General features: G+C 70.7%; 23 protein-coding genes. 12 read left to right on the forward strand and 11 right to left on the reverse strand.

Annotation, left to right across the window (positions count from 1 at the left end):
- Positions 1-2 precede the first annotated feature (2 nt).
- A complete protein-coding gene (locus GA0070612_RS16240; RefSeq protein WP_088988656.1) occupies positions 3-2,708 on the forward strand; it encodes an MGH1-like glycoside hydrolase domain-containing protein in 2,706 nt (901 codons plus the stop codon).
- 280 nt (positions 2,709-2,988) lie between these two features.
- On the opposite strand, the gene GA0070612_RS16245 is transcribed toward GA0070612_RS16240, so the two are convergent.
- The 4 genes from GA0070612_RS16245 to GA0070612_RS16260 all read right to left on the reverse strand — a co-directional run bounded on the left by GA0070612_RS16245 (position 2,989) and on the right by GA0070612_RS16260 (position 5,462).
- Positions 2,989-4,041, reverse strand: coding sequence for an NAD-dependent epimerase/dehydratase family protein (locus tag GA0070612_RS16245; RefSeq protein ID WP_088988657.1), 1,053 nt, complete (start codon positions 4,039-4,041; stop codon positions 2,989-2,991).
- Between the two features lie 18 nt (positions 4,042-4,059).
- On the reverse strand, positions 4,060-4,521 hold the full coding sequence (locus GA0070612_RS16250) for a MerR family transcriptional regulator (protein WP_088988658.1): 462 nt from the start codon (positions 4,519-4,521) through the stop codon (positions 4,060-4,062).
- A 234-nt stretch (positions 4,522-4,755) separates the two neighbouring features.
- Entirely contained in the window at positions 4,756-5,058 is a 303-nt protein-coding gene (locus GA0070612_RS16255) for a hypothetical protein (protein WP_157742492.1), read from the reverse strand.
- Positions 5,059-5,078: 20 nt separating this feature from the next.
- Positions 5,079-5,462, reverse strand: coding sequence for a DoxX family protein (locus tag GA0070612_RS16260; protein WP_088988660.1), 384 nt, complete (start codon positions 5,460-5,462; stop codon positions 5,079-5,081).
- 196 nt (positions 5,463-5,658) lie between these two features.
- On the opposite strand from GA0070612_RS16260, the gene GA0070612_RS16265 reads away from it, so the two are divergent.
- Positions 5,659-6,552 carry an RNA polymerase sigma-70 factor gene (locus GA0070612_RS16265; RefSeq protein ID WP_088988661.1) on the forward strand — a complete coding sequence of 298 codons (894 nt, stop codon included), beginning with the start codon at positions 5,659-5,661 and terminating at the stop codon, positions 6,550-6,552.
- Between the two features lie 9 nt (positions 6,553-6,561).
- Here the strand turns inward: GA0070612_RS16265 and GA0070612_RS16270 are convergent, their stop codons facing one another.
- Positions 6,562-7,761: a low temperature requirement protein A gene (locus GA0070612_RS16270; RefSeq protein WP_088988662.1), complete on the reverse strand. Its 1,200-nt coding sequence runs from the start codon at positions 7,759-7,761 to the stop codon at positions 6,562-6,564.
- A 177-nt stretch (positions 7,762-7,938) separates the two neighbouring features.
- Here GA0070612_RS16270 and GA0070612_RS16275 point away from each other — a divergent pair, with 177 nt between their 5' ends.
- Both GA0070612_RS16275 and GA0070612_RS16280 read left to right on the forward strand, forming a co-directional pair.
- Complete coding sequence (locus tag GA0070612_RS16275) at positions 7,939-8,562, forward strand: TetR/AcrR family transcriptional regulator (protein WP_231924198.1); 624 nt, start codon at positions 7,939-7,941, stop codon at positions 8,560-8,562.
- 38 nt (positions 8,563-8,600) lie between these two features.
- Entirely contained in the window at positions 8,601-9,314 is a 714-nt protein-coding gene (locus GA0070612_RS16280) for an HAD family hydrolase (protein WP_088988664.1), read from the forward strand.
- 312 nt (positions 9,315-9,626) lie between these two features.
- On the opposite strand, the gene GA0070612_RS16285 is transcribed toward GA0070612_RS16280, so the two are convergent.
- The 5 genes from GA0070612_RS16285 to GA0070612_RS16305 all read right to left on the reverse strand — a co-directional run bounded on the left by GA0070612_RS16285 (position 9,627) and on the right by GA0070612_RS16305 (position 12,424).
- Positions 9,627-9,902 carry a hypothetical protein gene (locus tag GA0070612_RS16285; RefSeq protein WP_088988665.1) on the reverse strand — a complete coding sequence of 92 codons (276 nt, stop codon included), beginning with the start codon at positions 9,900-9,902 and terminating at the stop codon, positions 9,627-9,629.
- 47 nt (positions 9,903-9,949) lie between these two features.
- Positions 9,950-10,381, reverse strand: coding sequence for a RusA family crossover junction endodeoxyribonuclease (locus GA0070612_RS16290; RefSeq protein WP_088988666.1), 432 nt, complete (start codon positions 10,379-10,381; stop codon positions 9,950-9,952).
- A gap of 184 nt (positions 10,382-10,565) precedes the next feature.
- Entirely contained in the window at positions 10,566-11,267 is a 702-nt protein-coding gene (locus GA0070612_RS16295; protein ID WP_157742493.1) for a VOC family protein, read from the reverse strand.
- A 180-nt stretch (positions 11,268-11,447) separates the two neighbouring features.
- The gene (locus GA0070612_RS16300) at positions 11,448-11,636 is read right to left on the reverse strand and encodes a DUF397 domain-containing protein (protein ID WP_408630503.1); all 189 of its coding nucleotides are present in this window, start codon (positions 11,634-11,636) and stop codon (positions 11,448-11,450) included.
- A complete protein-coding gene (locus GA0070612_RS16305) occupies positions 11,624-12,424 on the reverse strand; it encodes a helix-turn-helix domain-containing protein (RefSeq protein WP_088988668.1) in 801 nt (266 codons plus the stop codon). Before GA0070612_RS16305 ends, GA0070612_RS16300 begins: the two co-directional genes overlap by 13 nt.
- Before the next feature lie 173 nt (positions 12,425-12,597).
- On the opposite strand from GA0070612_RS16305, the gene GA0070612_RS16310 reads away from it, so the two are divergent.
- The 7 genes from GA0070612_RS16310 to malQ all read left to right on the forward strand — a co-directional run bounded on the left by GA0070612_RS16310 (position 12,598) and on the right by malQ (position 19,821).
- Positions 12,598-12,885 (forward strand): hypothetical protein, encoded by a 288-nt coding sequence (locus GA0070612_RS16310; protein ID WP_157742494.1) that lies wholly within the window; start codon positions 12,598-12,600, stop codon positions 12,883-12,885.
- Positions 12,885-13,139 carry a flavin reductase gene (locus tag GA0070612_RS16315; RefSeq protein ID WP_088988670.1) on the forward strand — a complete coding sequence of 85 codons (255 nt, stop codon included), beginning with the start codon at positions 12,885-12,887 and terminating at the stop codon, positions 13,137-13,139. Before GA0070612_RS16310 ends, GA0070612_RS16315 begins: the two co-directional genes overlap by 1 nt.
- Positions 13,140-13,448: 309 nt before the next feature.
- A complete protein-coding gene (locus GA0070612_RS16320; RefSeq protein WP_088988671.1) occupies positions 13,449-14,738 on the forward strand; it encodes an ABC transporter substrate-binding protein in 1,290 nt (429 codons plus the stop codon).
- On the forward strand, positions 14,735-15,691 hold the full coding sequence (locus GA0070612_RS16325; RefSeq protein ID WP_088988672.1) for a carbohydrate ABC transporter permease: 957 nt from the start codon (positions 14,735-14,737) through the stop codon (positions 15,689-15,691). The genes GA0070612_RS16320 and GA0070612_RS16325 overlap by 4 nt, the downstream gene beginning before the upstream one ends.
- 1 nt (position 15,692) lies before the next feature.
- Entirely contained in the window at positions 15,693-16,529 is an 837-nt protein-coding gene (locus GA0070612_RS16330; RefSeq protein ID WP_088988673.1) for a carbohydrate ABC transporter permease, read from the forward strand.
- Positions 16,530-16,539: 10 nt separating this feature from the next.
- Positions 16,540-17,748: an ABC transporter ATP-binding protein gene (locus GA0070612_RS16335; RefSeq protein ID WP_088988674.1), complete on the forward strand. Its 1,209-nt coding sequence runs from the start codon at positions 16,540-16,542 to the stop codon at positions 17,746-17,748.
- A 114-nt stretch (positions 17,749-17,862) separates the two neighbouring features.
- Entirely contained in the window at positions 17,863-19,821 is a 1,959-nt protein-coding gene (malQ, locus tag GA0070612_RS16340; protein WP_088988675.1) for a 4-alpha-glucanotransferase, read from the forward strand.
- 11 nt (positions 19,822-19,832) lie between these two features.
- Here malQ and GA0070612_RS16345 read toward each other — a convergent pair whose 3' ends face one another.
- On the reverse strand, positions 19,833-20,942 hold the full coding sequence (locus tag GA0070612_RS16345) for a winged helix DNA-binding domain-containing protein (RefSeq protein ID WP_088988676.1): 1,110 nt from the start codon (positions 20,940-20,942) through the stop codon (positions 19,833-19,835).
- A gap of 153 nt (positions 20,943-21,095) precedes the next feature.
- Between GA0070612_RS16345 and GA0070612_RS16350 the strand changes: the two genes are divergently transcribed.
- The gene (locus GA0070612_RS16350; protein WP_088988677.1) at positions 21,096-21,488 is read left to right on the forward strand and encodes a hypothetical protein; all 393 of its coding nucleotides are present in this window, start codon (positions 21,096-21,098) and stop codon (positions 21,486-21,488) included.
- Positions 21,489-21,557 lie beyond the last annotated feature (69 nt).

Consider the following 21,557-nt stretch of genomic DNA (forward strand, 5'->3'; position numbering starts at 1 on the left):
CAATGGCTGCTGTGGTCAAGTACCCCGGCGACGTCAAAGATGTTGACGTGATCACTGACGGATCGTCCTCCGACGCCTCGCCACCCGACGCTGAGCGGCTCCGGCTCGCCCAGGCCGACTCGGGGGAGCAGGACTGGCGTGCATGGGGTCCCTATCTGTCCGAACGGGCGTGGGGGACGGTGCGGGAGGACTACAGCGAGCACGGTACGGCGTGGGACTACTTCCCGCACGACCACGCGCGGTCCAGAGCCTACCGGTGGAACGAAGACGGAATGGCCGGCGTCTGCGACGACCGGCAGACCTTCGCCTTCGCCCTCGCGCTCTGGAACGGCAAGGACCCGATCCTCAAGGAGCGGATGTTCGGCCTCGGCGGCGACAGCGGCAACCACGGTGAGGACGCCAAGGAGTACTGGTGGTACCTCGACAGCACCCCGACGCACTCCTGGATGCGCTGGCGCTACCACTACCCGCAGGCCGCCTTCCCGTACGACGAACTCGTCGCGGTGAACGCGTTGCGCGGCCGTGACGACACCGAGTACGAGCTGGTGGACACCGGGATCTTCGACGACGACAGGTACTGGGCGGTGACCGTCGACTACGCCAAGGCGTCCCCGACCGACCTGTGCATGGTGGTGACCGTCGAGAATCGGGGCGACCGGGCGGCCACCCTGCACGTGCTGCCGACCCTGTGGTTCCGCAACACCTGGGCCTGGGGGCTGCCCGGCGGCGACCGGATCCCCCGGCTCACCGGTCAGGGCACCCGGCTCGTCGGCGAACACCGGGTGCTCGGCCAACTGCTGCTCGAAGGCGACGGCGGCCCGGTGCCGCTGCTCTGCGACAACGACACCAACGCCGAACGTCTCTGGGGCCTGGCCGGCCGCTCGAAATATCCCAAGGACGGCATCAACGACCACGTCGTCAACGGCGCGGCCACTGTCAACCCCGACCGGGAGGGCACCAAGGGCGCGCTGCACTACGTGCTCGACGTGCCCGCCGGTGGGCAGCGTCAGATCCGGCTGCGGTTGACCCGCACCGCGTCACCCCCGGCCACCGCGCCGCCGCCCCCCGCCGACCTCAGCGCCGGCTTCGAGGCCGTGGTGTGGGCGCGCCGGGCCGAGGCGAACAGGTACTTCGCCGGGGTGATCCCGCCGACCGCCACCCCCGACGAGGCGCTGGTGGCACGGCAGGCCATCGCCGGGCTGATGTGGGGCAAGCAGTTCTACCACTTCGACGTCAAACGCTGGCTCGACGGCGACCCCGGCTCCACCCCGCCGGCCGGCCGCCGACACGGGCGCAACAGCGCCTGGTGGCACATGACCAGCTTCGACGTCATCTCCATGCCCGACCCCTGGGAATACCCGTGGTACGCGGCCTGGGACCTGGCCTTCCACTGCGTCACCATCGCCCGCGTCGACCCCGGCTTCGCCAAGGAACAGATCCTGCTCCTGCTGCGCGAGTGGTACCTGCACCCCAACGGGCAGATCCCGGCGTACGAGTGGGCGTTCGGTGACGTGAACCCGCCGGTGCACGCGTGGGCGGCGCTGAAGGTGTTCGAGATCGACGGCGGGCGCGACTACGAGTTCCTGGCCCGGGTGATGCACAAGCTGCTGCTCAACTTCACCTGGTGGGTCAACCGCAAGGACACCGGCGGCAACAACGTCTTCGAGGGTGGCTTCCTCGGGCTGGACAACGTCGGGCCGTTCGACCGTTCGGCGGCGCTGCCGGTCGCCGGTGTGCTGGAGCAGTCCGACGGCACCGGCTGGATGGGCATGTACGCCCTGAACATGCTCGACATGGCCATCGTGCTCGCCGAACACGACCGGACCTGGGTGGACACCGCCACCAAGTTCTTCGAGCACTTCGCGTACATCGCCGCCGCCGCGTACGAGCAGGGGCTGTGGGACGACGAGGACGCGTTCTTCTACGACGTGCTGCGCCTCGCCGACGGTACGAAGGTGCCGCTCAAAGTCCGCTCGGTCGTCGGGCTGCTGCCGCTGGCCGCCACCACCCGGCTCACCGCGAGGACCCTGCACCACCTGCCCGAGCTGGGCGCGCGGTTGCGCTGGTTCCTGACCAACCGCCCGGAGTACGCCCAGGTGATCGGCACCCGCCGGCTGGGCCCCGACGGCCGGCAGCAACGGCTGCTGTCCATGGTCGGCCCGGAGCAGGTGGTCCGGCTCCTCGCCCGGATGCTCGACCCCGACGAGTTCCTCTCCGACTTCGGCCTGCGTACGCTGTCCCGCGCGCACCTGGACAAACCGTTCTCGGTCACCCTCGGCGGGCAGGAGTTCTCCGTCGGCTACGAGCCGGCCGAGTCGACGAGCGGTCTGTTCGGCGGCAACTCGAACTGGCGTGGGCCGATCTGGATGCCGACGAACTTCCTGCTGATCAGCGCGCTCCGCGACTACGCGGCGTTCTTCGGCGACGACCTGCAGGTGGAGTACCCGACCCGCTCCGGGGTCAAGCGCACCCTGGACGAGATCGCCGACGACCTCTCCGCCCGGCTGATCGCGCTGTTCACCCAGGACGACTGGGGTCGACGGCCGATCTATGGTGCCGCGCAGATGTTCCAGACCCACCCGGACTGGCGCGACCTGATCGCCTTCCCCGAGTACTTCCACGGCGACAACGGCGCCGGCCTGGGCGCCTGGCACCAGACCGGCTGGACGGCCCTGGTAGCCGACCTGATCCTCACCCTGCGCCGCTAAGGTCCCGCGCTCCGCCCCGCGTGGGCCCTGCCCCGCGTGGGCCCTGCCCCGCCCAAGATCCGCGCAACATCGGTGATGGTGCGGCCTGCGGCGTCCGTGAGACAGCACCATCACCGAAAGTGCGCGGATCTTGCGGGCGGAGGGCGGCATGATCGCGCTCGATCCTTGTTGTAGTGGTGTGGACCGGAGCAGGAGGCCACTACTTCCTGGATCGAGCACGGTCATGCCGGGGTGCGGGGTGCGGGGTGCGGGGCGCGGGGGCGCGGGGCGCGGGGTGGGGTCAGGCGGTGACCAGGCCGAGCTTGATCAGGCTGTCCGCGGTCTCGGTGATGGTCGTCTCCACCGGGCGGGGGCGCCAGCCGAGGACGTCCCGCGCCTTGTCGTTGCTGATCACCGGGACCTGTCCGCGCAGGGCGGCGGCTTCGCGCAGGGCCGGTTCGGTCGCGGCGGCCCGTAGGACCTCCTCGTCGGTGAGTTCCCGCGCGGGCACCCGATCGGCCAGGCCCGGCAGGTGCCGCGCCAGCATCTGTGCCATGTCGAGGAAGCTGATCGACGGACCGCCGACGCCGATGAACCGCTCACCGGCAGCGTCCGGGTGCACCATCGCGCGCAGGTGCAGGTCGACCACGTCCCGGACGTCGACGACACCGAAGTACATCCGGGGTACGACCGGCATCGCTCCGGTGAGGAACGCCTGCACCAAGCCGGTCGACGCGGAGACCCGTGGCCCCAGCAGCGGCCCGAAGATGCCGGTCGGGTTGACGACGCTCAGCTCGACCCCGCCGTTGTCCCGGACGTCGTCCCAAGCCGCGCGCTCGGCGAGCGTCTTCGACCGGTGGTACGCCGGGATGTCGTCGTCCACGTTGGTCCAGTCCGCTTCGCTGTACCGACCGTCGGGCTTCACCGTGTATCCCACCGCCGCGTACGACGAGGTCAGCACCACCCGTCGTACCCCGGTCTTCCGTGCGGCGCGCAGGACGCGCAGCGCTCCGTCGCGGGCGGGCCGGATCACCTCGTCGTCGTCCTCTGGCGGGGTGAATGGAAACGGCGACGCGTGGTGCAGCACGTACCGGGCCCCGTCGGTGGCCTCGGCCCATCCCTCGTCGGCGGACAGGGCTGCGGTCCGGAACTCGACCCGGTCGTCCGGGTTCGCGCCGGCCTGCCGAACCCGGTCGAGCACCACGTCGCGCTGGTCCGCCTCGCGGACACTGACCCGCACCCGGTAGCCCTCGTCGAGCAGTCGGGCGACGGAGTACCCGCCGACGTGGCCGGTGGCACCGGTCACCAGAACCAGGGCGTCGTCGGTGGCGCGAAGCTGAATGTCGTTCAACATTGTTTGTCCCATCGTTGCTCAGAAACGTCGAAGAGCGTGCTCGACCTGCTCGATTGCGCGCTCCTCGGCATCCGCGTCGCCCCGGTACCGTGCGTCCCACATGTCCGCCTTGCCGCGCATGTAGGCCTGGCGTACCCGTAGGCGTTCGATTTCCCCGGACAGCCGGTCGGCGTGCCGGGCGAAGAGGTCACGTTGTTCGGCAGCCGCAGCGCGGTCGCCCTCGTCGAGCAGCGTCAGGTAGCGGCGCATCTCCGCGACGCTCATCCCGGACGACCGAAGGCAGGCCAGGGCGTCGACGCGTTCGGCGAGCGCGGCGTGGTAGCGGCGGTGGCCGCTGCTGTCGTCGCGCGGGACCGGGCCGAGCAGGCCGATCTTTTCGTAGTAGCGCAGCGTCGGCTCACTGAAGCCCGACCGTTGGGCCATCTCCTGGATGGTCAGGGGCGGTTCTGTCCGCTCCCGATCCGCCTTCGTCGCTGCCATGACTGAAGCGTCCCCAACTTCAAGCGCTTCACGTCAAACGAGGTGATCGGATCTTGCGGGGCGGGGCGGTGGTGCGGCTGGGTGCGGCGGCGTGCCAGGGCCCAACGCGTCGACGAACGTGGGACGCATCTGGCGGCCCCGGCGGCGGCATCTCGCCGACCCGATGCCCGCGCTGCTCAAGACCCACGGCATCAAGGCGCTCGGACCGCTGAATGCCGAGCCGCCCGGGGCGCGTCAGCCGTCTGCCTCGCGTTGCCTGGCCTTCCACCGGTGACGGCGGACTGCCGCGACGACGACGGCCACGGTGAGGAGCAGCGCCATGACGCCCTTCCAGGTCCGCTCGACCCATGACCGATCGTCGCCGATCGCCGCCTCACCAGCCAGGCCCAGCCACAGAGCCGCCCAGACCCAGTGCCAGCCGCGCGGCCGGGAGAACGTCTCGGGCCGGTCGGCGAACACGCCGACGAACACGAATCCGGCCCAGAGGACGAGAAGCACCGGCACGACGACGCGTGTGACAACTTCCCATGGGGACATCGACAGATCATGACATCTGGTCAGCCGCCGAAGGGCTCCGGTCCGAGCCGGCCCCAGGCGACGAAGGCGGCCACCGCGAGGTAGAGCAGGTTCAGCACGATGAACGTCGCCTCGTGGTAGCGCAGGTGGGTGATCATGGCGCCGACCATCAGCAGGACCCAGCAGAGCGCGGTGACCGGCACCAGCACCGGTGCGATGTCGAGCACTGCGGGCAGGATCAGGCCGATCGCGGCCAGGATTTCGAGGACCCCGAGGGTCTTGACGAAGCGCACGCTAGCGTCGGCGGTCCACCCACCGCCGTTGGCGGCGGCCAACCTCTCCTTGGGTACGAACGTCTTGGTGACGCCGCCGGCCAGGGCGACTGCGGCCAGCAGTCCGGCCGCGATCCACAGTGCCAGGTTCATAAGGTTCCTTCCGTCTCGGGTCGACCACGAGACACCGCCGGTCGGCTCGCTGTGACAGGGGTGCCGCGGTGACACGGCCCACGCCTGGCCGGTGTCACAGACGGCACGGGACCGGTGTCTGGTGGGCGATGCCATCGGGATCGACGAGACTGGAGCCAGCCGTGGTGGGCGTATTGCGGACCGGGGGAGCGGAGCCATGACCGAGGACGGCCGGGCGGGCCCCGCCGTCGACGCGTTCGTCGCCCACCGGAACCTGCTCTTCACCGTCGCCTACGAGATGCTCGGCTCGGCTGCCGACGCTGAGGACGTACTCCAGGAGACCTGGCTGCGGTGGGCGGACGCGGATCTGTCGGCGGTGCGGGACCAGCGCGCGTACCTGGTCCGAATCACCACCCGCCAGTCGCTGAACCGGCTGCGGACGGTCGGGCGGCGCAGGGAGTCGTACGTCGGCTCCTGGTTGCCCGAGCCGTTGCTGACCGCGCCCGACGTCGCCGACGACGTCGAACTCGCGGAGAGTGTCTCGATGGCGATGCTGCTGGTGCTGGAGACGCTCGCGCCGACCGAGCGGGCGGTGTTCGTCCTGCGCGAGGTCTTCGACCTTGGCTACGACGAGATCGCCGACGCTGTCGGCAAGAGTGCGGCCGCCGTCCGCCAGATCGCCCACCGGGCGCGGGCGCACGTCGCCGCGCGTCGACCTCGCGGGTCGGTCTCCCCGGCCGAGACCCGGCGTGCGCTCGACGCGTTCCAGCGGGCAGTCGAGACCGGCGACGTGCAGGGCCTGCTCGACGTTCTCGCACCGGATGCCGTGTTGCTGGGCGACGGTGGCGGGATCAAGCAGGCGGTGCTGCGGCCGGTCGTCGGGGCCGACAAGGTCGCCCGGCTGCTGGCCAGCACGAAGGCCAGGGCCGCCGCCATGTCGTTGCGGCCGGCCCAGGTCAATGGCTACCCGGCGCTGGTACTCCGGTTCGACGGCGAGATCGACACGGTGGTCACGCTGCGCATCGACGACGGTCTCGTCAGCGCGCTCTACGCGGTGCGCAACCCGGAGAAGTTGTCGCACATGCGGTGCGAGAGGACCCTGTCCCGCTGAGGCCGCTGTCTAGAACGGCGGTGTCGGTGTCTCCGGTGGGTGCCGCCGGGAGCGCCGCGCGTCCGCGCCCGCGACGCCGAGCAGCACCACGGCGGCGGCTGCCCCGGCGGTGAGCGGGTCGAGGTGCACGGCGACCGGCACCAGCAGGCCGAGGGTGAGGAGGCCGGCCAGTCGGGAGCGGGAGACCCGGGCGAACACCTGGTATTCGAGGGCCGATCGTCCGGCGAGGAACAACGCCGGACCGCCGAGGATGGCGATGAGCCAGGCCGCCGGGAGGTGCCCGAGGGGTTCGGTGATGAACAGTTCGAAGCCGACGCCGGTGAGGACGATCCCCGCGATCATGACCATGTGGGCGAACGCCATCTCGGTCGCGAGCCGGGCCGGATTGCGGGAGCGGTCGACGGCAGTGCCCAGAATCCCGCCCGCCACGTGGAAGTAGATCCGCCAGAGCAGGACGGTGCTCGCCAACGCCAGGACGAATCCACCCGTCTGGTCGGTGTGGAACCCGCTGCCGCTGAAGGCGAGCCCGATGACGAAGATCGCCTCGCCGAGCGCGATGAGGAGGAACTGTTGGTACCGCTCGGCCAGGTGCTCGGCCGCGATCATCTGGACGCCGAGTCGTTGCGCGCCGAGTCGGGGGGTCGGCCAGCCGAGGAACAGCCCGGTGTAGTCGATCAGCACGGCGAGGGTCCAGAGCGCCCCGCGGGCCGTCCCGTCGTGGACCAGCCCACCGACGACCCAGAGCGGTGCGCTCAGGCCGAACCAGAACAGGATCCGGATCGACTGTTGGGGGTCCGGCCGGCCGTGCCCGGCGAGGTAGAAGAACACCACTCGGCCGATCTGGAGGGTCACCAGGGTGATGGCGAAGAGTGCGGCCCGTGCGCCGAAGCCGTTCGGCACCGCGACGGCCATCGTCATGGCACCGACCAACGTCATGATGATGACGGTCTGGACGATCGGAGCGTCCGGGTCCAGCCAACTTGTCGACCAGACCGTCACCGACCAGATCGCCCACAGCGCCAGGAACAGCAGCAGGGCCTGGCCGAGACCCGCGTACACGCCGCGCTGGCCGTCGGTGAAGTCGGCGATCAGCCGCGCGGAGATCCGGGTGAGGGCGAAGACGAAGACCAGGTCGAGGAAGAGTTCCAGGAAGGTGGCCCGCTGGCGGGTGGCTTCGCTGCGCAACAGCCCGTCCGGGGTGTTCCTCATCGGCTCGCCACGCGCCGGTGTCGCCGAACGAGCACGTGCCCTCCCGTCGCGGTGATCTCCTTGCCCAACGAGCCAGGGGCTGCTGTGGCACGTGGGGGAAGGGGGCGCGCCCACCACAACAGTCACCAATCTGTCACCGGGCGGCTACGGGAGGGGCGCGGGCTTACGCTCGTGGGCGTGCCCGGACCTGCCGAGAAGGCCACCGAACAGGACCGGCGTGACCTTCTCGTCACGGTCGCGCGTGAGTTGGCTGAGGCGGAGGGCTGGGCGGGCGTCAGCACCCGCCGGCTCGCCGAACGGGCCGAGATCGACATCGGTGACGTCTACCGACACTTCGCCGACCTGGAGGCGGTGCTCGCCGCCGTCGCCGTGTGCGCGTTCGCCGACCTGGCCGCCGATCTGGCGGAGGCGCACGCCGAAGCCGTGGACAGCCCCGACGGTGCCTGGCCGGCGGTCGCGACCGCGTACCTCGACTTCGCGTACACGAATCCGGAGGTCTACGACGCGATGCTCGCGCTGACCCCCGACCTGGCGCTCGGCGCGGATGGTGTGCCGGCCGCGCCACGGGCGGTCTTCGCCGAGCTGCGGGCGGCCCTGACACCCCTGGCGGAGGGACGCGACCCGGACACCCTCGCCGAGGTGGGCTGGAGCCTGCTGCACGGCGTGGTGATGCTGACCCGCGGCGGGCGGCTCCGACCCGACGGGCAGGAGGAGCGGGAGTCGTTGATCGCACAACGGCTGCTGCGGTGGCCGTGCCCGTCGAGCAGGAACTCGGTGGGCGTGACGGGCGACATGCCCTAAAGTTCCGGACCGCATCAGCGTGATCGCGAGGGGGCGGCATGACGGCGGACGGCACGGTGGCGCGGCGGCAGGCGAAGGTGTTGATCTTCGATGCGGACGACACCCTGTGGGAGAACAACGTCGTCTTCGAGCGGGTGATCGACGACTTCCTGTCCTGGCTGGACCACCCCACCCTGGACCGGGTCGCGCTGCGCGCCGTCCTCGACGACATCGAGCGGGCCAACGCGGTGGCGCACGGCTACGGCAGCAAGGTCTTCCTGCGCAGCCTGGGGGAGTGTCTGGAGCGACTGCGCGCACGGCCGGCCACCGAGGCCGAGCGCCTGGAGATCGACCGGTTGGCCGTGGCGCTCGTGGAACACCGTGTCGAGCTGATGCCGGGGGTGGCCGAGGCGCTCGACGACCTGGCCAGCCGGCACGAGCTGCTGTTGCTGACCAAGGGCGACCGGGAGGAACAGCAACGCAAGCTGGACGCCTGCGGGGTGCTGCACCACTTCGGGGCCGCGCACATCGTGCGGGAGAAGAACGCCGAGACGTACCGGTGGCTGGTCCGGGAGCACGGCTTCGACCCGTCCACCGCGTGGATGATCGGTAACTCCCCGAAGTCCGACATCCTGCCGGCGCGGGCGGCCGGGCTGAACGTGGTGTTCATTCCGAACGAGAACACCTGGGTGCTGGAGGACGACGAACTGGATCCGACCGACGGCGGTGTCCTGCGGCTGGCCGCGTTCCGCGACCTGCTCCGCCACTTCTGACGACCCGACCCGACCAGCGCGGCGACCGAACCCGGCGTGGCGGTGCGAACAGCGTCCACGATCAGGGTCGTGTTACGGCGACATGCCGGTTTTCCAGCGTGGGATCAGTCATGCCGACGACGGCCCGGATCGGCTTGTCCGGCCCGTCGGGGGCCCCTAGCCTGGGCCGGCGTCTTCTGGCTCTGGGGTTTTGCCGGGACGCACCTGGCGTCCGGAGGGTGGGCACCGCGGAGCTGAGTGACCGCAGTCGGACGCCACGGTCAGGGCCGGGTAGTTGCGGACCCGGCCCTGACCACCACGACTGTCGCCGACTCAGGACACCTCACGTCGGACGATCGCCACCGCCACCCGGCAGAACTCGTCCATGTCCGGGTTGAACCCGGCCGCGATGTCGGGATGCAACCCGGAGCGGGTCTCCTCCAACAGGCGTTGGCAGACCTGCTCGACCGGCTCGCCGGCGTAGTCGGCGCGGACCCGGTCGGTGGCGGCCTGAAGCGCCGAGGTCAGCTGTTCCTCCAGCGGGCCGCGCAGCTTCTGCTGCACAGGGTCGAGCCCGCGGGGGTCGAGCGTGACATGTGGCTCCGACATCGGTGCTCCCTTCGTCGGCGTCCGCGGTACCCCACCGCGGACGTCGGTCAAACCCCGTTCGGTGCGGCGGCGACCCGCACCTGGTATGAGAAGTCCTCCGCCGGCTCCTCGTGGTACGACAGGCGGCGGATCTGCCGGTCGTCGTCGTAGAGGGCGACGTCCACCAGGACGCCGAGGTGGCTGAGGCCGATGGACTGCACCCGCTTCTTGTCCTGCAACACCGCGCAGACGCCGCCGAGCAGGGTGCTGGCGTCGGCCGTACGGTGCCCGGGCGGGCATCGCAGGACCAGGTCGACCTCGACCGGCCCGGGCAACGGCGTCCAGCCGGTGCGCTGGGCCGCGGTGAGAGCGGCCTGGAGCAGGGTGCGGACCCTCGTCGCCTGGCGATGCCCGGCGGCGAAGATGGACAACGCTTCGGTCTTGACCGGTGGCAGGCCGCTCACCTCGAATGTCAGGGCGAGAGCGCGGGTGTCCTGCACGACGGCACCTCCTCGTTGGGACGATCCTGCCGAACCGGGGGAGCGGCGGTGCGACGTTCCCGCGATTACCAACCGATCGGGCAGGTGGGGGTCGGCCGAGGCGTGTCGACGGCGGCGGCGAACGCGCTGGCTGCGGCGTTAGGAAAACGCTAGTCGACGGTGCCCGCGCTGGGTAGTCGGTCGTTCACCCGGTTGGCCGCGGTGCGAAGGCGCAGAACTCGTTGCCCTCGGGGTCGGCCAGCACCCACCAGCGGCTGCGCTCGGTCGGCTCCGCGAGCATCGTCGCACCGGCCTGGACCAGCGCGTCGGGTCGCGGGTCGACCAGTTCGACGTCCCAGTGCATGCGGTTCTTGACCGTCTTGGGCTCGGTGACCCCGTCGAACACCCAGCTCTCCCAGGGGAGGCCGGCGGCACCGAGCACCGACGCTTCGGTGGGCCCGTACTCGACGGTGCCGCCGAGCACGCCGGCCCACCAGGCCGCCTGTGCGGTCGGGTCGATCGTGTCCACCACCAGGTGGACCGGGCCGGGCCTGGTGCCCTCGCAGGGGGGCAACGCGCAGAACTCGTTGCCCTCCGGGTCGGCCAGCACCCACCGGTCGACGCCACCGCCCGGTTCGCTGACCAGCCGGGCGCCGTCCGCGAGCAACGCCGCCGGGTCCGCGTCGGCCAACCGCAGATCCAGGTGTACGCGGGTACGGCCAACCCTCGGCTCGGGCACCTTGTTCACCCAGATCGACTCGGCATCCGATCGGGCCGAGCGGGGGTCCACCCGGGTGTCGCCGTCACCGGCGTCGGCCACGTCGGCGTCCAGCATGCGGGCCCAGAAGCCGCCCAGGGCGAGCGGGTCGGCGGCGTCCAGGCAGAGGTCCTTGAAGCGCGCGATCATGACCCCCAGCATGCCTGGTCCAGGCGCACGGCGGAGCAAGCGACGCGTAGCGGAGTCCCCGCCCCCCGCCCCCCGCCCCGCCGCCCCCCGCCCCGGTCGATCATGGAGTTGTGGTGGGTGACAAACTCCCCGTGAGACCGCAAACCGGGCACCACAACTCCATGATCGACTCGGGTGGGGTCAGTGCTTCTTGGCGTAGGCGATGAAGGCCTTCCAGGCTGCCGGGTCGACGTGCAGGGTGCCGCCGTCGCGGTCCTTGGTGTCGCGCACCAGCACCACGTGCGCGAGGTTGTCGGCGACCTCGACACAGGCCCCGCCGTTGCCGCCGGACCTGGTCGACTTGCGCCACTGCGGGTTCAGAATGTCCATGACTTCGCCACTTCCCTGATCAGCTCGATGCTCTGCCGGCGGGGGAGTGCCTCGTTGCGCACGATCTCCCACGTCTTCGCCAGCTTAGCGACGTCGGGCGATGCGTCGACGATCTGCGCGGTGAGCTGGTTGTCGGCATAAGTCACCCGTTCGCCGTCCGGCATCTCGGCGATGATGAACTGACCGCCCATCCCCAGATACATCCCCGCATCCGCCGGGACGACGTGCACCTGGATGTGCTCCGCCGTCGCCACCTGGGCCAGGTGCTCGCACTGCTCGACCATCAGGCCCGGTTGGTCGAGCACCGGCCGCCGGAGCACCGCCTCGTCCAGGACGGCGATGAGCTGCGGCGGGCGCGGGCGGTGCAGGATCGCCTGCCGCTCCAACCGGGACGCGACGATCCGGTCGACGTCCTCGGCGTCGAACCGCCCACCCGCCAGCGTGGCCCGGGCGTACCGCTCGGTCTGCAACAGGCCCGGCACGTACGACAGCTCGAACCAGCGCAGCGTGGTCGCCTCCCGCTCGAACTCGATCCATTCGCGGAGCCAGGCCGGTTCGGCATCCAGCCGGCCCAACCGGTCCAACATCCGCTGGAATCGGTCGCCGGTCTCGTGGTGGGTGTCGACCGCCCGCATGTACTCCTTCGTGGGAGGCCGTCCGCCGGTCTCCACCGAGCTGACGTGCGAGCCCGAATAGCCGATGCCCCGACCGAAGTCGTCCTGACTGAGCCCGAGCGTGGCCCGGAGAAGGCGAAGCTCCTCCAACACGTAGTCGGTGACGGTCCCCATCGATTCCCCAATCTCTGCCCACAGCGCGTCGGCGTGTCCGCCGCCGTTGCTCGCCTGGGTCGCTGAGCTGCGCGGATCACCCGAGTCCGTATCGACGGTAGTCGTCTGGTGGCCAAGCTGTCACTGATGGTGAGGTCGCCGCCGGGGCGGCGAGGCGAGTGGAGGTGGTGACGATGGTCCTGAACGTGCGGAACTACGCGCAGGGGCACCTGGGTGTTGCTCCCGAGTGGAACTGCGAGGTGTGCGGGCAGCCCTGGCCCTGCGCGACCTTCCAGGAGATCCCACCGCCGGGCGTCCAGACGGCCACCCTCGTACACCTGCTGCTCCTGATGGCCGGCGCGGCGATCCGCGACCTGGCCACGCGGTCGGACGGCCCACCCGCTCACGCCGTGCTGAAGCGTTTCGCCTGGTTCATGGAGTTGGACGACCGGCACGCGCGGCACGCGACGCGGTGGCTGTGATGGTGGTCCGCCCGCCCGTCCCACACGTCGCCATGCGCCCGCTGTGGCGGTGCCGCAACTGTGGCCGGGAGTGGCCCTGCCAGCCCGCGAAACTCGCGCTGCTCACCGAGTACCGGACCAGTCGCACCGCCCTGCTCGTCTACCTCGGCACCCTGATGCACGAGGCGACGAACCAGCTCACCCAACTCCACCCCGACCACCCGCCGGCTCGGATGACCGAACGCTTCCTCTCCTGGGCCAGAGCCCGCACCTGACCTCGCTCGACCCACCGCTTGATCGACTCGGGTTCAAGGAAGTCGGGGCATCCCAAGCACAGTGACAGCCCGATTCTCTGAAAGCCGAGTCGATCGTGCACATGGCGTCCGCGCCGCCCCGCAGGCAGCTCGTCGCTGCCCGCACGCTCGGTGTGACGGCCATGTTTCGCGCACTCGCGAGTGGGGCAGTGTAGCCGCACGGAGCATCTGAGCCGTCGTGTTTCCGCAGTTCACGGGGCTCGGGATGACTCGCCGTGCGCCGGGGCACGGATGCCCCTCCCCGGTTTCGCCGAAGAGAGGGGGAGGGCGATGACGGACCCCGAAGCGGCTCGACACCGACGCCGGCCAATTGTGCGGCTCGGGGCGGCGGCCGCCGCGCTGGCGCTCGTCGCACCGCTGGCCGCGTGCGGCAGCGACGACGGTGGTGGCGGCACGCCGACCATCAACCTGTACTACCCGCCCGAGCAGAACCTGCAGAAGGTCGTCGACGACTGCAACGCGCAGGCCCAGGGGCGGTACGAGATCGCCTACCGGGTGCTGCCCCGGCAGGCCGACGACCAGCGGGTGCAGATGGTGCGCCGGCTCGCCGCCGAGGACACCGGCATGGACGTGCTCGGCCTGGACGTGACCTGGACCCAGGAGTTCGCCAGCGCCAAGTGGATCCGGGAGTGGACCGGCCAGGACAGGGCCCAGGCCGAGCAGGGCACCCTCGCCGGGCCGCTGGAGACCGCCCGCTACGAGGACAAGCTGTACGCGGCCCCGAAGAACACCAACGTCCAACTGCTCTGGTACCGCAAGGACCTGGTGCCGCAGCCGCCGACCACCTGGGACCAGATGATCAGCGCGGCCCAGCAGCTCAAGGACCAGGGCAAGCCGTACCAGGTGCTCACCATGGGCGCCCAGTACGAGGGCCTGGTCGTCCTCTACAACACCCTCGCCGAGAGCGCCGGCGGGAAGATCCTCACCGACGACGGCTCCAAGGCGGCCATGGACGAGGGCGCAGTGCGGGCGTTGGACCAGCTCAAGCGCTTCGCCACGTCGGGCGTGACCTCGCCGTCGTTCAGCAACGCCACCGAGGACCCGGTTCGGCTGGAGTTCCAGTCCGGCGCCGGCGCGTTCCAGGTGAACTGGCCGTTCGTCTACCCGGCGCTGCAGGAGGCGAACCCGGACCTGGCCAAGCAGGTCGGCTGGGCGCGGATCCCCGGCATCGACGAGGGCACCCCCAGCAAGGTCACCATCGGTGGCGTCAACCTGGCGGTCAGCTCCTACTCCAAGCGCCCGGAGCTGTCCTTCGAGGCGGCCCGGTGCATCCGCAGCGCCGAACACCAGAAGTTCTCCGCCATCAACGACGGCGTGCCGCCCACCATCGAGGCCGTCTACGACGAGCCGGAGATGACCGAGGCGTACCCGATGAAGGACACCATCCTGGAGGAGCTGAAGGACCCGGCGACGCGTCCCCTCACCCCCGCCTACCAGAGCATCTCCACAGTGATGTCGGCGATCCTGTCGCCGCCGTCGGGGATCCGCCCGCAGCAGACCGCCGACGAGCTGCGCGAGGCCATCGCCGACGCCCTCGAGTCGAAGGGGGTGCTGCCGTGAGCGCGGACACCGTCGAGAAGACCACGACACCCACAGTGCCCGCCCAACGCGGCAGCCGCCGCACGGCGCCGCTGAGCGCGAACAAGAAGGCCGAACGACGGCTCGGCTGGCTGCTCTGCGCGCCCGCCGCGCTGGTCATGGTCCTGGTGACCGCGTACCCGATCCTCTACTCGGTCTGGTTGTCGTTGCAGCGCTTCGACCTGCGTTTCCCCGACCAGCGGGAGTTCATCGGGCTGGAGAACTACGTCACGGTGCTCACCAACGAGTTCTGGTGGACCGCGTTCGGGGTGACGACGCTGATCACGGTGGTCACCGTGGCCGTCGAACTGGTGCTCGGCATGGGCCTGGCGATCATCATGCACCGCACCCTCATCGGGCGCGGCCTGGTCCGGACCTCGGCGCTCATCCCGTACGGGATCGTCACGGTGGTCGCCGCGTTCTCCTGGCGGTACGCCTGGACGCCCGGCACCGGGTACCTCGCCGACCTGTTCAGCGACGGCGCGCCGCTGACCGAGCGGGCCAGCTCGCTGGCGATCATCATGCTGGCCGAGATCTGGAAGACCACGCCGTTCATGGCGCTGCTGCTGATGGCCGGGCTGGCGTTGGTGCCGGAGGACCTGCTCAAGGCCGCCTCCACCGACGGCGCGACCGCCTGGCAGAAGTTCACGAAGGTGATGCTGCCGGTGATGAAGCCGGCGATCCTGGTCGCCCTGCTCTTCCGCACCCTGGACGCGTTCCGGGTCTTCGACAACATCTACGTGCTCACCGCCGGAGGCAACGAGACGTCGTCGGTGTCGATGCTCGCCTACAACAACCTGCTCCGGGGCCTCAACCTCGGCATCGGCTCGACGATGTCGGTCCTGATCTTCATCACCGTGGCGATCATCGCGTTCGTCTTCGTGAAGCTGTTCGGCACCGCTGCCCCCGGCAGCGACGACGGGGAGAGGCGCTGACATGTCTGTCGAAACCACTGGCAGGGCGAAGCTGCGCTGGGGTCTGCTCGACGTCCTCGTGGTCGTCTTCGCGCTCGTCCCGGTGCTGTGGATCGCGTCGCTGTCGTTCAAGACGCCGGCCACCCTCACCGACGGGAACTTCATTCCCCGGGAGTGGACGCTCGACAACTACCGGACGATCTTCGACACCGACCAGTTCGTCCGGGCCCTCGTCAACTCCATCGGCATCGCCCTGATCGCCACGCTGATCGCTGTGGTGCTCGGTGCGATGGCCGCGTACGCGATCAGTCGGCTGGACTTCCCCGGCAAGAAACTGCTGGTCGGCATCTCCCTGCTGATCGCGATGTTCCCGCAGGTGTCACTGGTGTCGCCGTTGTTCGAGATCGAGCGGCAGCTGGGGATCTTCGACACCTGGCCCGGGCTGATCCTGCCGTACATCACCTTCGCGCTGCCGCTGGCGATCTACACCCTGTCGGCGTTCTTCAAGCAGATCCCGTGGGACCTGGAGAAGGCCGCGAAGATGGACGGCGCCACCCAGGGGCAGGCGTTCCGGAGGGTGATCGCGCCACTGGCCGCGCCCGGGTTGTTCACCACGGCGATCCTGGTCTTCATCTTCTGCTGGAACGACTTCCTGTTCGCCATCTCGCTGACCTCCACCGAGCGGTCCCGCACGGTGCCGGCGGCGTTGTCGTTCTTCACCGGCGCGTCGCAGTTCGAGGACCCCACCGGGGCGATCTGCGCCGCCGCCGTGGTGATCACCGTACCGATCATCCTGTTCGTTCTCTTCTTCCAGCGTCGCATCGTGTCCGGTCTGACCTCCGGCGCAGTCAAGGGATAGGTGGGTAGTCATGGCTGACATCGTGCTGGACAAGGTGAGCAAGAGCTTCCCGGACGGGACCGTCGCCGTGCAGGACGTCGACCTGGAGATCGCCGACGGTGAGTTCGTGATCCTGGTCGGCCCCTCGGGCTGCGGAAAGTCCACCACCCTCAACATGATCGCCGGGTTGGAGGACATCAGCTCCGGTGAGCTGCGCATCGGCGGGCAGCGGGTCAACGACAAAGCTCCCCGGGACCGGGACATCGCCATGGTGTTCCAGTCGTACGCCCTGTACCCGAACATGACGGTGCGGGAGAACATGGCGTTCCCGCTGCGGCTGGCGAAGCTGGACAAGGAGACCATCAACTCCAAGGTCGACGAGGCGGCCAAGGTGCTGGAGCTGACCGCACTGCTGGACCGCAAGCCGGCGAACCTGTCCGGTGGCCAGCGTCAGCGGGTCGCGATGGGCCGCGCGATCGTCCGTCAGCCGAAGGCGTTCCTCATGGACGAGCCGCTGTCCAACCTCGACGCCAAGCTGCGGGTGCAGATGCGCACAGTGGTGTCCCGGTTGCAGAAGCAGCTCGGCACCACCACCGTCTACGTCACCCACGACCAGACCGAGGCGATGACCCTCGGGGACCGCGTGGTGATCATGCGGGGTGGTGCGGTGCAGCAGGTCGGGCCACCGCAGGAGCTGTACGACCACCCTCGCAACCTCTTCGTCGCCGGGTTCATCGGCTCCCCGTCGATGAACTTCCTGCACGCCGCCGTGCAGGACGGCAGCCTGCGCACCGCCCTGGGGGACGTGCCGCTCGGCGACCGGGTCCGCCGGGAGTTGGAGGCCGCCGACGCGCCGCGCGAGCTGATCCTCGGCATCCGCCCCGAGCACTTCGAGGACGCCGAGCTGGTCGACGACGACACCCGCCGCCGGGGCATGGAGTTCGAGGCGCCCGTCGACATCGTCGAGTCGATGGGCTCGGACAAGTACGTCTACTTCACCGTCGAGGGAGAGAAGGCCAGCGCCGCCGAGCTGGAGGAGTTGGCCGCCGACGCCGGTGCCGCCGACTTCGCCGGCGCCGGCGGCAATCTGGTGACCCGACTGTCCGCCGAGTCCGCCGTCGCCGAGGGGCAGTCGCGGCGGGTCTGGTTCAACCTGGAGAAGATTCACCTGTTCGACCCGTCCACCGGCCGGAACCTGACCCTGCGCGAGGGTCGGGCGGCCGGGGCGCTCGGCGACTGACGGCGTCCGGACCGACGGGCCGGCGGGTTCACCCGCCGGCCCTCGCCGTCCCCTGCGCCGCCGGCCCGGTCGTGGCAAGGTGGTCGGAGGTCGCGTCGTGAGGCGGGGGACGGGATGAACCGACGACTGGCCGCGCTGGCGAACGCGCACGGCGTGTCCACCTGGTACGAGGACTGGCGGCACCGCCGCGTCGATGTCGCACCGGAGACCGTGGTGGGTGTGCTCGGCCTGCTCGGCGTGGACGCCACCAGCCCGGCGGCTATCGCGGACGCGCTCGCCGCGGCCCGCGCGGTCGACCGTGGCGCGCTGCCGCCGACGGTGGTGCTCACCCACGGCACGACCCGGGCGCTACCCGGCGCAGGCGTGGTGACCCTTGAGGACGGCGGCCGACGCGCTGTCGACGGCGAGCTGCCGGGGGACCTGCCCCTGGGCTGGCACCGGCTGGCCTGCGCCGACCGGGAGGCGACGCTGGTGGTGGTGCCCCGCCGGTTGCCGGTGCCCCCGCGCACCTGGGGCTGGATGCTCCAGCTCTACGCGCTCACCTCCGACCGTTCCTGGGGCATGGGTGACCTCGGTGACCTCGCCGACGTCACCAGCTGGGCCGGTGCAACCGGTGCGGGGCTGGTGCTGCTCAACCCGCTGCACGCCGTCGGGCCGGCGCACCCGGTCGCCGCCTCGCCCTACTCGCCGGCCAGTCGACGCTTCGTCAACCCGCTCTACCTGCGGGTCAGCGACACCGCCGCGTACCGGGCGGCCGACCCGGCAACCCGTGCGGTGGTCGACGCCCTGCGCCCCGACCGTGGCGAGCTGATCGACTACGACCAGGTGTGGGACGCCAAGCGGCACGCCCTGGAGCTGCTGCACCCGTACGCCCGGCCGGTCGACCTCGGCGCGGACCCGGCGCTGGCCAGCTTCGCCACCTGGTGTGCGCTCGCCGAGCGGCACGGCAACGACTGGCGTGCCTGGCCGGACGACCTGCGCCACCCGGACTCGCCGGCGGTCGCCGAGCAGCGCCGGCAGCTCGCCGACCGGGTCGCCTTCCACGCCTGGTTGCAGCACCTGTGCGACGAGCAGCTCGCCGCCGTGACGGCGGCGGCCAGGGCGGCCGGGATGCCGGTCGGTGTGGTGCACGACCTGGCCGTCGGCATCGACCCCGGTGGTGCGGACGGTTGGCAGCTCGCCGACGTGCTGGCCCAGGGGGTGCGGGTCGGCGCGCCACCGGACGACTTCAACCAGCTCGGCCAGGACTGGGGGCTCGCCGCCTGGCGGCCGGACCGGCTCGCCGCCACCGGGTACGCCGCCTATCGGGACATGCTGCGCCGCACCCTGCGGCACGCGGGTGGCCTGCGGGTCGACCACGTCGCCGGTCTGTGGCGGCTGTGGTGGGTGCCGCCGGGTGCCGGTGCGGCGCAGGGCACCTACGTGCGTTACGACGCCGAGGCGATGCTCGGCATCCTCGCGCTGGAGGCGCACCGGGCCGACGGGGTGGTGGTCGGTGAGGATCTCGGCACCGTCCAACCGGTGGTGACCCGGGGGCTGCGCGGGCGCAACATGCTCGGCTCGACGGTGCTGTGGTTCGCGCGCGACGACGACGGCGCGTTCGTTCCGCCGGCCCGTTGGCCGCGCAACGCGCTGGCCACGATCTCGACGCACGACCTGCCCACCGCGCCGGGCTTCCTGACCGGTGAACACGTGCGGGTGCGCGACGACGTGAAGCTGCTCGGCACCGATGTGGCGGTCGAGCAGGCCCGGGCCGCCACGGACCGCGAGCGGCTGCTGGACATGCTGCGCGCGGAGGGCCTGCTGCCCGAGTCGGCGGTGACATCCGACGAGGACGTGGTGGTGGCGATGCACGCGGCGCTCGCGGCAAGCTCCACCCGGCTGCTCGGCGTCTCCCTCTACGACGTGCTGGGCGAGGTGCGCCAACCCAACATGCCGGGCACTGTGGACGAGTACCCGAACTGGCGGCTGCCGCTGCCGGCGACCGTCGCGGAGATCCGCGCGGACCCCCGGGTGGCCCGGATCGTCGAGCTGCTCCGCACCGCCCGCCCGCGACGGGCCGACCAGGACTGACGTCGCTCAGGTCACGCCAGCCAGTCGAAGCGCGGTGGCAGCCCGAGGAAGTCCGCGTACCGCCCGAGAGCCTGCTCCACCCGGGCCCGCGCGGCGGCGTCGAGCGTCGTGAGGGGCTGGACTGCGACGGTAACCGCGGTGCGGCTGATCTTGCGCTTCCACACACCGACGACCCGACCAGCACGGACCACTGTGGCCTGGAAGATGCCGTTGTTGCCGGGCACGACGGCCTGCTGGTGGGCAGGATCGAGCATCAGCCGGCGGTCACGGTAGCCGAGCAGGTACTCGTCGAAGCCGGGCAGCGCGAGCACGTCGTCCAGCGGAACACGCGGCAGGTCAGCCAGTGCCGCGTCGACGTGCATCGGCTCGCCGTCGACCCGTACGGTGGTCAGTGTGCTCTCGGCGGCGGCCAGGCCGCGCCGCGCGTCGGTCAGCGTGAGACCGCTCCAGCCGGCGAACTCCCGGGCCGTGACCGGCCCGTGCCCACGGACGTACCGGTGGGCGAGCACTGCCAGCGCCTCGTCGCGTTCCAGCCGGCGTGACTCGGGCGCCCACTCGTCGAGCAGGGCGAAGGTCTGGTCGGTGCCGACGTTCGGGGCCACACAGGTCACCCCGCGCACGCTCGCGGTCCACAGCAGGTGATAACCGCGCTGCCCGTCGGTGCCGATGCCGGCCTCGCGCAGGGTGGCGAGGCACTGGGCGCGGGTGAGCCGGCCGCCGCCGGCCAGCGCCTCGCCCAGCACGTCCATCGCGCGGCCCTCGTCGGCCTCGGTGAGACCGAGCTGCGCCCGCCGAGTCGTCGAGCCGGAGAGCGAGCGTACGCCGGTCAGCTCCAGCATCCAGCGGGCGTCGGCGGGTGGAACGAGGTGCACGGTGCCCCGCATCGGCCAGGTGCGCAGTGCCTCGCGCCGCTCCAACGCGGCCTGCACGTCGGCGACGCTCTGCCCGGGCAGCCGGGCGCCCAGCGACCACAGGCCGCTCGCCAGATCCTGCGCCTGCATGGCACCGAACCACTGCACCACGTCGGCGACGGTGCCGGGTCGGATGCTCGGGTGCGGGCGCAGCAGCAGGCTCGTCATCCGCAAGGCGAGCGCTTCGGATGCCGTGAGGTTTCCGCTCATCGAACTCCTTTCCCGGGCCGTCGCGCCAGGGTAGGACAACCGTCCGACAAGGGCGCCGGTCGCAGCGGACCCCGGTGGGGTGGCATAACGGCCGAACCGGTGGGAAGGCGGTCACCCGACAGTGCGCGCGCCGCGCGTACGGAGGGGAGTCTCATGACTGCCGCAAGCGAGCCGGCCCGGGGCGCCGGCGTAACGGCCGGGTCCCGGAGCCATCGGGGGGACGCCCACGCGAAGACGAGCGCCGCGGCGACCTTCGCCCTGGTGTTCGGGGTGGCCGGTCTGTTCAGCGTGTTGACGGCGATCCTCGCCTGGCTGGGGCTGGTGCTCGGCATCATCGGGATCATCCTCGGCATCGTCGGCCTCAAGATGGCGCGCCGACCCGGGGTAACCGGTCGTGGCGTGTCGATCGGAGGCCTGGTGCTCAGCATCCTGGCCGTGCTGATCGGGCTGGGGCTGGCCGCGGGGATCACCACGTTCGTCAACAACGAGAACGCGGTGGACCGCCTTCAGACCCAGGTCGACAAGCTGCGCGACAAGCTCGACTGACATCGACCCGGTGAGGTGGGGGCCAGGGCGTGCCGCTGGCCCCCACCCAGCGCCACGCGGGTACAGTCG

It is taken from the genome of Micromonospora chokoriensis (genome assembly GCF_900091505.1).
Taxonomy (GTDB): Bacteria; Actinomycetota; Actinomycetes; order Mycobacteriales; family Micromonosporaceae; genus Micromonospora; species Micromonospora chokoriensis.

Coding starts and splice junctions, on each gene's coding strand:
- GA0070612_RS16240 (WP_088988656.1), top strand. CDS start 3: ATGGCTGCTGTGGTCAAGTACCCCGGCGACGTCAAAGATGTTGACGTG.
- GA0070612_RS16245 (WP_088988657.1), bottom strand. CDS start 4,041: ATGTTGAACGACATTCAGCTTCGCGCCACCGACGACGCCCTGGTTCTG.
- GA0070612_RS16250 (WP_088988658.1), bottom strand. CDS start 4,521: ATGGCAGCGACGAAGGCGGATCGGGAGCGGACAGAACCGCCCCTGACC.
- GA0070612_RS16255 (WP_157742492.1), bottom strand. CDS start 5,058: ATGTCCCCATGGGAAGTTGTCACACGCGTCGTCGTGCCGGTGCTTCTC.
- GA0070612_RS16260 (WP_088988660.1), bottom strand. CDS start 5,462: ATGAACCTGGCACTGTGGATCGCGGCCGGACTGCTGGCCGCAGTCGCC.
- GA0070612_RS16265 (WP_088988661.1), top strand. CDS start 5,659: ATGACCGAGGACGGCCGGGCGGGCCCCGCCGTCGACGCGTTCGTCGCC.
- GA0070612_RS16270 (WP_088988662.1), bottom strand. CDS start 7,761: ATGAGGAACACCCCGGACGGGCTGTTGCGCAGCGAAGCCACCCGCCAG.
- GA0070612_RS16280 (WP_088988664.1), top strand. CDS start 8,601: ATGACGGCGGACGGCACGGTGGCGCGGCGGCAGGCGAAGGTGTTGATC.
- GA0070612_RS16285 (WP_088988665.1), bottom strand. CDS start 9,902: ATGTCGGAGCCACATGTCACGCTCGACCCCCGCGGGCTCGACCCTGTG.
- GA0070612_RS16295 (WP_157742493.1), bottom strand. CDS start 11,267: ATGATCGCGCGCTTCAAGGACCTCTGCCTGGACGCCGCCGACCCGCTC.
- GA0070612_RS16300 (WP_408630503.1), bottom strand. CDS start 11,636: ATGGACATTCTGAACCCGCAGTGGCGCAAGTCGACCAGGTCCGGCGGC.
- GA0070612_RS16305 (WP_088988668.1), bottom strand. CDS start 12,424: ATGGGGACCGTCACCGACTACGTGTTGGAGGAGCTTCGCCTTCTCCGG.
- GA0070612_RS16310 (WP_157742494.1), top strand. CDS start 12,598: ATGGTCCTGAACGTGCGGAACTACGCGCAGGGGCACCTGGGTGTTGCT.
- GA0070612_RS16315 (WP_088988670.1), top strand. CDS start 12,885: ATGGTGGTCCGCCCGCCCGTCCCACACGTCGCCATGCGCCCGCTGTGG.
- GA0070612_RS16320 (WP_088988671.1), top strand. CDS start 13,449: ATGACGGACCCCGAAGCGGCTCGACACCGACGCCGGCCAATTGTGCGG.
- GA0070612_RS16330 (WP_088988673.1), top strand. CDS start 15,693: ATGTCTGTCGAAACCACTGGCAGGGCGAAGCTGCGCTGGGGTCTGCTC.
- GA0070612_RS16335 (WP_088988674.1), top strand. CDS start 16,540: ATGGCTGACATCGTGCTGGACAAGGTGAGCAAGAGCTTCCCGGACGGG.
- malQ (WP_088988675.1), top strand. CDS start 17,863: ATGAACCGACGACTGGCCGCGCTGGCGAACGCGCACGGCGTGTCCACC.
- GA0070612_RS16345 (WP_088988676.1), bottom strand. CDS start 20,942: ATGAGCGGAAACCTCACGGCATCCGAAGCGCTCGCCTTGCGGATGACG.
- GA0070612_RS16350 (WP_088988677.1), top strand. CDS start 21,096: ATGACTGCCGCAAGCGAGCCGGCCCGGGGCGCCGGCGTAACGGCCGGG.